This is a genomic window from Bartonella sp. AA126HLJHH (assembly GCF_042197425.1).
Classification (GTDB): domain Bacteria; phylum Pseudomonadota; class Alphaproteobacteria; order Rhizobiales; family Rhizobiaceae; genus Bartonella.
The window spans coordinates 1-2,527 of record NZ_JBHIRU010000064.1 but is presented as its reverse complement, the minus strand read 5'-3'; the positions used below and the strand labels follow the sequence as shown (position 1 = coordinate 2,527).

Genomic DNA, 2,527 nt, shown 5'->3' with positions numbered 1-2,527 from the left:
TCCCCCCAATAATTGGAGCTTGCACGCAACAAAATTCCTTCTCCAGGGCGCCAACTCTCTAGCTGATAAGGACCAACGCAAGCAGAATGGCTTGCCAAATACCGGTTTCCCATATCACCATCTTTTTCGTGTTTCATGAGTGTCTCACGATCCAGCAAGGCAGCAGTGCGATTAGTGGAAATATTGCTAAGAATAAGCTCTGATGGATAAGGTTTATCAAATTTCATCACCACCGTTTTGTCGTCCGGTGCTTGAAAAGCCTCATCAACGTTTTGTTCTGTAATCCCATATTCATTAAATGTTGCCGCATTAGCCAATTTCAATTTGACAACCCGCTTCATACCCCAAACAAGATCATTGGCATTCGCAGAACGACCATCATAAAACTTTAAACCATCACGCAAGTGAAAAGTAATCACCGTACTCTGATCATCACTTGAAACATCCCAACTCTTCGCTAACGAGGGAACCATTTTAGCCGCATCATCTGTAGCAGAAACGACTAAATTATCACAAATATTGTTAACCACTTCAATTCCATAACGGTCATTGAGTTGTGCAGGGTCAAATGTATTTATTGGATCGAGATTCCAAGCCATCACAAGCGTATCGGCGGGTGTTTTTGCTGAAACTTGTTGCACAAACATCCCCATTGCAAGAACAGCAGAAACAAAAGAACTGCCCTTTTTCAATATTTTTCTTTTCATGTTCATAGAATTTTCCTTTTAACGTTTATTGTATAAATTCTCCATGCAGCAAAACGTGCTTAATTTAAGTTTAGACGAACGATAGGCTCCTAAAGACCAAACTTTAAAATCTTCAAGAACAAGCACCTCTTGCCAATGACTCCTCTTGTCTACACTTATAAGCCAAACTAAAACATACAAAGGAAAACACTCTGATATACAATGAACGCTCACCAACAACAGAGCTTAATCACGATATCATAACGCCTACTATTGAAGACTATAAAACCTGTATTTTTTCTATCTTGTTAAGCAAGCTTGTCTCGTATTTCTTCCGGCGTTTTCTATACCATCAAAGCACTACCCCTTTTAGCTCAAGTACCTTAATAACAACGAGCCTTCATAACAATTTGACGATTTGATAAAACAGAAAAATTCGTTAGTTTGCCAAATGCAACGACTTTTATTCCTTCTTCAAAAGAAAATTTAATTTTTTCATCACTCCTCGTAAAATAACACCCTCCAAATGACATCTCATCATCTTTCAAAGCAAAAGAAAATATAAACACCATAAAAAACTGATATCTCTTGTGTACCCCCATAACAAAACTTTCCTTCAACATCGCAAAACCTTTGCACCTTTAGCACCACTAAATTCCGCGATATTTGTTACACTTAGTTTTTTTATGTTACTCTCAGTTTTTTAACAAATAAATTGACCACTTTCTAATTCAGAAAAATTGAAATATCGATCTTAACATCCATTTAAATACACCTCTAATGAGAATGAAAAATATCTTTAAACGAATGTCTTGAAAAGACATTCAACAATATATCACGCATTACCTATGATCTTCGACGCATTGCAAAACTTGAAAATTTATACAATACGCCGAATATATCATGACGATGCCCTTTATCTATTGAACAGCATTGAAGACACTCTTATTTTTCAATTTTACTATAAAAAATATGTGGCGCACTATTCCAAACCCACTTTTTGATATCAGGCGTCATCGCGATAACAGTATATTTCTGAAAGATAAACGCATAAGGTCCTTTTTGCATCAATTCACGTTGTAAATCAGCATAGAGTTGTGCCCGTTTTTGCGGATCTTTTTGAAACAATGCATCCTGAACCTTTTGATTCATCGTTTCATCTAAATACCCATATTGCCAACTAGGATAGGCGGTATTTTTTGCCTCAAGCCGATTATCTGGATTATAAACAAGACGTGAAGCCATGGTATGAGGATCCGCAGAATCATTATTCCATCCGACAAAAATCGTATCAAAAGCCCGTGCATAAAGTTTAGAAAACAACTGTGTACCGGCCATCCGTTCAATTTTAAGACGCACCCCCGCCTTTGCGGCACTATCTTGGAGTGACTGAGCAACTAACACCCTATAAGGAGCATTTGATACGAGAAAATTTGCCTCAAATCCATTCGGATAACCAGCTTCTGCTAAAAGCTGCTTGGCTTTTTGAATATCAAGTTTAAAGGGTTGCCCTTCTTTTTCATCTAAAGCCCCAAAGTTGCCAAGAGGAATAAAACTGGCCCGTGGAATACCAACACCTTTGAGAAGCTTCTTGCCAAGACCTTCATAATCTATGAGATAACGCATCGCCAAACGCACTTTTTCCTTAGCAAAAATAGGATTTGTCATGTTAAATCCCCAGTACATCATAGATGGTTCTAACACTTCTTCGATTTTAACATCTGTTGTTTTTTGCAGATCTGCAAGATCTTCAGGTGTCAAATCACGAGCAACATCAATATCGTGCTTTTGCAACAACAAACGTTGTGTTCCGGGCTCTGCAACATGGCGAATTAAAATCT

The 2,527-nt window shown here is 37.8% G+C and carries 3 protein-coding genes; all 3 read right to left on the bottom strand.

Annotated features, from left to right (window positions below; translation table 11 throughout):
• Window positions 1–713 (bottom strand): ABC transporter substrate-binding protein (locus ACFIQC_RS09560; RefSeq protein ID WP_375707112.1); only part of this gene is annotated, 713 nt, incomplete at its 3' end.
• A 356-nt stretch (window positions 714–1,069) separates the two neighbouring features.
• Window positions 1,070–1,288 carry a hypothetical protein gene (locus ACFIQC_RS09555; RefSeq protein WP_375630520.1) on the bottom strand — a complete coding sequence of 73 codons (219 nt, stop codon included), beginning with the start codon at window positions 1,286–1,288 and terminating at the stop codon, window positions 1,070–1,072.
• A gap of 343 nt (window positions 1,289–1,631) precedes the next feature.
• Window positions 1,632–2,527: ABC transporter substrate-binding protein (locus ACFIQC_RS09550; protein ID WP_375630518.1), on the bottom strand; the 896-nt coding region annotated here is incomplete at its 5' end.

Coding starts and splice junctions, on each gene's coding strand:
- ACFIQC_RS09555 (WP_375630520.1), bottom strand. CDS start 1,288: ATGGGGGTACACAAGAGATATCAGTTTTTTATGGTGTTTATATTTTCT.